Source organism: Dietzia sp. HMSC21D01 (assembly GCF_001815995.1).
GTDB classification, from domain to species: Bacteria; Actinomycetota; Actinomycetes; order Mycobacteriales; family Mycobacteriaceae; genus Dietzia; species Dietzia cinnamea.
Window position 1 is genome coordinate 1 of sequence record NZ_KV823883.1, and the last position, 5,861, is coordinate 5,861.

Sequence of the window (5,861 nt, forward strand, 5' to 3'; positions counted from 1 at the left end):
GTCCAGCCCCGCGGGTGTCGACGTTCGGTGACGCCCCCGTGCCGGTGGTGGGCTGGACCGAGAACCTCGCCTTTGACGCCGACGGCCGCCTGTGGGTGTCCAAGACGTTCCTGAACCGGGTCGACGCCTACGATCCCGACGGCCGCGTGGTGGCGTCGGTGGCCGTCCGCGCGCCGGGCGGGATCGCGCTCGGCCCCGACGGTCGCATGCACGTCGCCGCCGGCACCGGGTACCTGGCCGACCGGTCCGACGTGGTGACGTTCGACCCGGCCGCTGAGCGCCCCGAGGCGCGGATCGAGGCGCGCCTGGACGCCCGGATGAACGGCCTGGCCGTGGACGCCGCCGGAAACCGGTACCTCACCAGCCTGGATGTGCCGGCGCTGACGCGGGTCACCGCGGCCGGCGAGGTCGACGACGAGTGGTCGCGCCGCGCGGCGCTCGGCGTGTCCAACGGGATCGCGATCGAGGGCGACACAGCGCACGTCACCCAGTCGACCACGCGCACCGTGGTGCTGGAGGTGCCGCTGGACCGACCGGAGGCGACGACGACGAGGGAGCTGACCACCCCGCCCGAGATCGCCCGCGGGCTCGACGATCTGGCCGTGACCCCGCAGGCCCTCTACGTCACGTCGTGGACCACCGGCGAGGTGTTCCGAGTCGACCGCGGCACCGGCGACGCGTGCGTACTGGTCGGCGGCATCCCCCGCGCCACGGCCGTTGTCGTGGCCGATGGATTCGGGGAGTTCGGTCCCGACGACCTGCTGGTCACCTCGCTGCACGGGCCGATCCGCCACGTGCGGCTGGCGGAGGGCTGACGGCGGCTGTCTCGAGTCATTCCCGAGGCCGTCGTCAGGGCGTGTTTAATTTTCTGTGTAAGCCGTGCTGAAAGGACACGCAGCAAGAGATGACGATGACCGATGAAAAGAGCGCTTCATCGACCACGGGTAACGAACTCGTCGCTCAGCTTCAGGCCAGCGGTGCGCTGGACGAGCTGTTCGCCAAGATCGACTCCGGCGAGGTCGAGATCACCGGCTCGGACGGGCTGCTGCCGGCGTTACTCAAGACCACCCTGGAGCGGGGTCTGCAGGCGGAGCTGACCGGCCACCTGGGCTACGAGAAGGGCGAGCCGGCACCGGCCAAGCGCCCGAACGCCCGCAACGGCACCACCTCGAAGACCATCGAGTCCGAGGTCGGCTCGTTCACCATCGACGTCCCCCGCGATCGGGCCGGCACGTTTACCCCACGGTTGATCCGCAAGGGCCAGCGCCGTCTGGACGGGCTCGACGACATGATCATCAGCCTCTACGCCGGCGGCATGACCGTCCGCGAGATCGAACACCACCTGGCCACGACGATCGGCGTGGAGCTGTCGGCGGGCACGATCTCGGCGATCACCGACGCCGTGGCCGACGCCGTCCTCGAGTGGCAGAACCGGCCGCTGGAGGAGTTCTACCCGGTCATCTACCTCGACGCGATCCGCATCAAGGTCCGCCAAGACCACCGCGTGGTGGGCCGCTCGGCCTACATCGCCGTCGGCGTCGACCTCGAGGGCGTCAAGCACGTGCTGGGAATCTGGGTCCAAGACACCGAGGGCGCCTCCTTCTGGGCCCAAGTGTGCGCTGACCTGGCCAACCGCGGCGTCCGGGACGTACTCATCGTGTGCTGCGACGGCCTGCAAGGGTTGCCGGAGGCGATCGAGGCGACCTGGCCCGACTCGATGGTCCAGACCTGCGTGGTGCACCTGATCCGGGCCTCGATGCGGTTCGTGTCCTACTCGGATCGCAAGAAGGTCGCCGCTGAGCTGAAGAAGATCTACACCGCCCCGAACGAGGAGACGGCCCTGGCGGCGCTGGCCGAGTTCGAGTCCTCGGCCTGGGGCGCCAAGTACCCGCAGACCGTGGCGACCTGGACCGCGGCGTGGGAGCGATTCACCCCGTTCCTGCAGTTCCCGCCCATGCTGCGGCGGGTCATCTACACCACGAACTCGATCGAGTCGTTGAACTTCCAGCTGCGCAAGGTCACCAAGAACCGCGGCCACTTCCCGAGCACCGAATCGGCCGTCAAGCTGCTGTGGCTGGCGATCTGCAACATCGAAGACCGCCGAGCCCGCGACCGCGCCGCCGAGAAGGGTAAACCCGCCGGACAACGGAGGGCCTCAGGCCGCCTCGTCGAAGGCCAGGTGACCACCAACTGGAAGCAAGCCCTCGCCCAGCTGGCGGCAGCCTATCCAGACCGCATCAACCCCTACCTCTGACCACCCGCATACACAGAAATCTTGACAGGCTCCCTCGAGGGCCGAGACCACTGCTTCCGGATCGCGGACGTCCGCGTGTACGGCATGGATCCGCCGCCCGAGCGCCTCGACCTCTCGGACGGTGGTCTCGAGATCGTCGGGCGTCGACATGTCGTATTCGACGGTGTCGATCTGCGAGCAGAGGTCGATCGCGATGACGTCAGCGCCCTCTGCGGCGAGCGTGACAGCATGGCTTCGGCCTTGACCGCGCGCGGCTCCGGTGACAAAGACGACGCGCCCATCTAGTGATCCCATTGCTCTCCTTGTATCGATTCCAGCCGCTGCGTACCTGTGCAGTCGGTGCATCGAACGTAGGGCGCACGGAAACAAATGTGATCCGCATCTCCCGCAGAGCGGGACCGGCCGGCGGCATCGGCGATGCTGCCTGGCCTGAGATTCTCCTGAGACATATCGCCGACTCACATTGCCCCGCCAGATGGCGCCTGCGGCTCGGGCCGACCCGGTATCGACGCCGTCGGCCTTCCAGCGGTGGTCGTCCCGGAGCCGCGCTTGTCCACCCATCCCTTCAACGCAAACCGCGGGAGACCCCGAGGTGAGCCGCGATGCCCTCGCGCGTGGCGCCAGGCGGCGATTCGTACAAGTCCACCGCCCGCCGACGAACCTCGTCCGTGTAGTTCTTCCGTGCTATGTCATGGATTCCCGCTTCCCCCAGTACCGTGCTGGAATCAGCATGTCCACGATCCAGGGTCACGGCCCCCTGTCCGCCGACCCGTCAGGGAAGGCAGCCAGGGGGGTTCCCTCGGTCCACCGCGCCGCGCCCCGGTGTAGGGGCCTTCAGTTCGTGGGGACTGTGGGGGCGTCCAGGTAGACAGTGGATCCGGTGGCCCGGAACTGGGCGGACTTCTGCTGCATCCCGGCGATTGCTTCTTGCTCTTCGGCGCCACCGAACTGGTTGCGGATGTCTTGTGAGATGCGCATGGAGCAGAACTTCGGCCCGCACATTGAGCAGAAGTGCGCGGTCTTGGCCGGCTCGGCCGGCAGCGTCTCGTCGTGGAACGCCTCGGCGGTGTCGGGGTCCAAAGACAATGCGAACTGGTCTCGCCACCGGAACTCGAACCGCGCCTTCGACAGCGCATGATCTCGCTCGGCCGCTCCGGGGTGGTTCTTGGCCAGGTCCGCGGCGTGAGCGGCGATCTTGTAGGTGATGACCCCGGTCTTCACGTCCTCTTTGTTCGGCAGCCCGAGATGCTCCTTGGGGGTGACGTAGCACAGCATGGCCGTGCCATAGCGAGCGATCTCCGTGGCCCCGATCGCGGAGGTGATGTGGTCATAGCCCGGCGCGATGTCGGTGACCAGCGGGCCCAGGGTGTAGAACGGGGCTCCGTGGCACAGTTCCTGCTGTCGCTCGACGTTCTCCCGCACCAGATGCAGCGGGATGTGCCCGGGGCCCTCGACCATGACCTGCACGTCGTACTCCCAGGCCCGGGCGGTGAGCTCGGCCAGGGTGTCGAGTTCGGCGAACTGGGCGGCGTCGTTGGCGTCGGCGATCGACCCCGGGCGTAGCCCGTCGCCCAGGGAGAAGGCGACGTCGTAGCGGGCGAAGATCTCGCAGAGTTCGTCGAAGTGGGTGTAGAGGAAGTTCTCCTGGTGGTGGGCTAGACACCAACCGGCCATGATCGACCCGCCCCGGGAGACGATTCCGGTGACCCTATCGGCTGTGAGCGGCACGTAGCGCAGCAATACTCCGGCGTGAATCGTCATGTAGTCCACACCCTGTTCGCACTGCTCGATCACGGTGTCCCGGAAAATCTCCCAGGTCAGTTCGTTGGCCTGCCCGTTGACCTTTTCCAGAGCCTGGTAGATCGGCACGGTGCCGATCGGCACCGGCGAGTTGCGGATGATCCACTCGCGGGTGGTGTGAATGTCATCGCCAGTGGATAGATCCATCACCGTGTCAGCTCCCCACTTGGTGGCCCATTGCATCTTGTCCACCTCCTCGGCGATCGAGCTGGTGACGGCTGAGTTGCCGATGTTGGCGTTGATCTTCACCAGGAAGGCCCTGCCGATGATCATCGGCTCGGCTTCGGGGTGGTTGACGTTGGCCGGGATGATCGCCCGCCCTGCCGCCAGTTCGGACCTCACCAGCTCGACGTCGCAGTTCTCGCGCAAGGCCACGAAGCGCATCTCCTCGGTGATGATCCCCGCGCGGGCGTAGTGCATCTGCGTGACCGTCCGGCCCTCTCTGCCCCGGAGAAGCACCGGAGTCGCGCCTTTCCACTCCTGGGAGGCCTCACCCCGCCGGATCGCCGAGCGGCCGTCGTCGAGCAGATTCCGCTCCCGACCCTCGTACTCCTCCACGTCCTCGCGGCCCCGGATCCACGCGGCCCGCAGCGGCGGGAGCCCGACCACCGGGTCACTGCCCGGGCCGGCTGTGCGGTAGACCCGCACCGGGGCGTTCGGCGCCCCGCCCGGAGAATCCTCCAGGGCGATCTCGGTGACCGGCACTCGGAGATCATGTTCGGTGTCGTGGACATACGTCAGTGCGCGCGATTTCGATGCACTCATGTGAGGTGCTCCTACTTCCTTCGCCGGCATTACCCGGGCAGGTTCGACGGTCGCAGGCTGCTTCAGCCCGATCTCAGCCCCTGCATTAGGGCTCCCGTGTGGACAGACCCGACGTTAACAGCCCACGACAACCGCCACCACCCCGGCCGAGCGGAGAGAAGGCGCTGACCGGGGGCATCTGCACCGCCGGTTCCTGCGGAGTAGAAACGGAACGCATACCAAAGGCCACCGGTGCAAACCGGCCCTTCCGGAATCAGATCAGAGGATCGGGTGAGAGGCCATGCCGAAGCCATCGACCGTCTACGAGTACATCGACGCAGCACCACCGCTCGGCCGTGCCCTTCTCACCGAACTCCGGTCCCTTAGCCGCGAAGCGGTCCCCGATGCAGTCGAGCAGATCAAGTGGGGCCACCCGGCCTACGTCCATCCCGACGGCGTCATCTTGTTCATGTTCAGCGGTCACAAGGCTCACGCCAGCGTCGCCTTCACCCCATCCACCAAAGCTGCTTTCGAAGCCGAGCTCACCCGGTACCGCACTGGCAAAAGCACCGTCGCCCTGCCATACGGCACCCCACCGCCTCGCCCACTCCTCACCAGAATGATCGAGTACCGGGTGCGCGAACACGAACACGACGGCGTCAACTGGATGTGACCGCACGCGGAATCGTCACCGGCCAGACGGGCCGGCTGACGCGGGTCACCGCGACCGGCGAGGTCGAAGACCGATAGTCGCGCCGCGCGCAGGTCGGCGTGTCCAACGGGATCGCGATCGAGGGTGGCTCCGCGTATGTCACCCAGTCGACCACGCGCACCGTGGTGTTGGAGGTGCCGTCGGACCGTCCGAGGGCGACGACGAGGGAGCTCACCACCCACTCGAGATCATGCAGGCAACTGGGCCGCTAGTTGTACAAGATGTACTATTGCTGGCATGGTCACCACGACGCTGAGCTACTTCCGCGCTCATCAGAGCGAGTTACTCGATGCCGCGCAGCGGGCGCCGGTAGAGATCCTCAGCCGGGGCAGCCGTCGTCGCGCCGTTGTC

General features: G+C 67.0%; 4 protein-coding genes, 1 pseudogene and 1 riboswitch. Of the genes and pseudogenes, 3 read left to right on the plus strand and 2 right to left on the minus strand.

Features of this window, described 5'->3' with window-relative positions; genetic code table 11:
• Window positions 1–815, plus strand: an 815-nt coding sequence (locus HMPREF3086_RS07475; protein ID WP_070721070.1) for an SMP-30/gluconolactonase/LRE family protein, incomplete at its 5' end; no start/stop codon positions are given.
• A 95-nt stretch (window positions 816–910) separates the two neighbouring features.
• On the plus strand, window positions 911–2,254 hold the full coding sequence (locus HMPREF3086_RS07480; RefSeq protein ID WP_070721073.1) for an IS256 family transposase: 1,344 nt from the start codon (window positions 911–913) through the stop codon (window positions 2,252–2,254).
• A gap of 33 nt (window positions 2,255–2,287) precedes the next feature.
• Here HMPREF3086_RS07480 and HMPREF3086_RS17975 read toward each other — a convergent pair.
• Together HMPREF3086_RS17975 and thiC are read right to left on the minus strand one after the other, a co-directional pair.
• Window positions 2,288–2,548: pseudogene (locus HMPREF3086_RS17975) on the minus strand (SDR family NAD(P)-dependent oxidoreductase); the annotation flags it as partial.
• A 540-nt stretch (window positions 2,549–3,088) separates the two neighbouring features.
• Window positions 3,089–4,819, minus strand: coding sequence for a phosphomethylpyrimidine synthase ThiC (gene thiC, locus HMPREF3086_RS07490; RefSeq protein WP_061917006.1), 1,731 nt, complete (start codon window positions 4,817–4,819; stop codon window positions 3,089–3,091).
• Window positions 4,818–4,927, minus strand: a riboswitch (TPP riboswitch). It overlaps the preceding gene by 2 nt.
• Window positions 4,928–5,099: 172 nt before the next feature.
• On the opposite strand from thiC, the gene HMPREF3086_RS07495 reads away from it, so the two are divergent.
• Entirely contained in the window at window positions 5,100–5,471 is a 372-nt protein-coding gene (locus HMPREF3086_RS07495) for an iron chaperone (RefSeq protein WP_061917010.1), read from the plus strand.
• Window positions 5,472–5,861 lie beyond the last annotated feature (390 nt).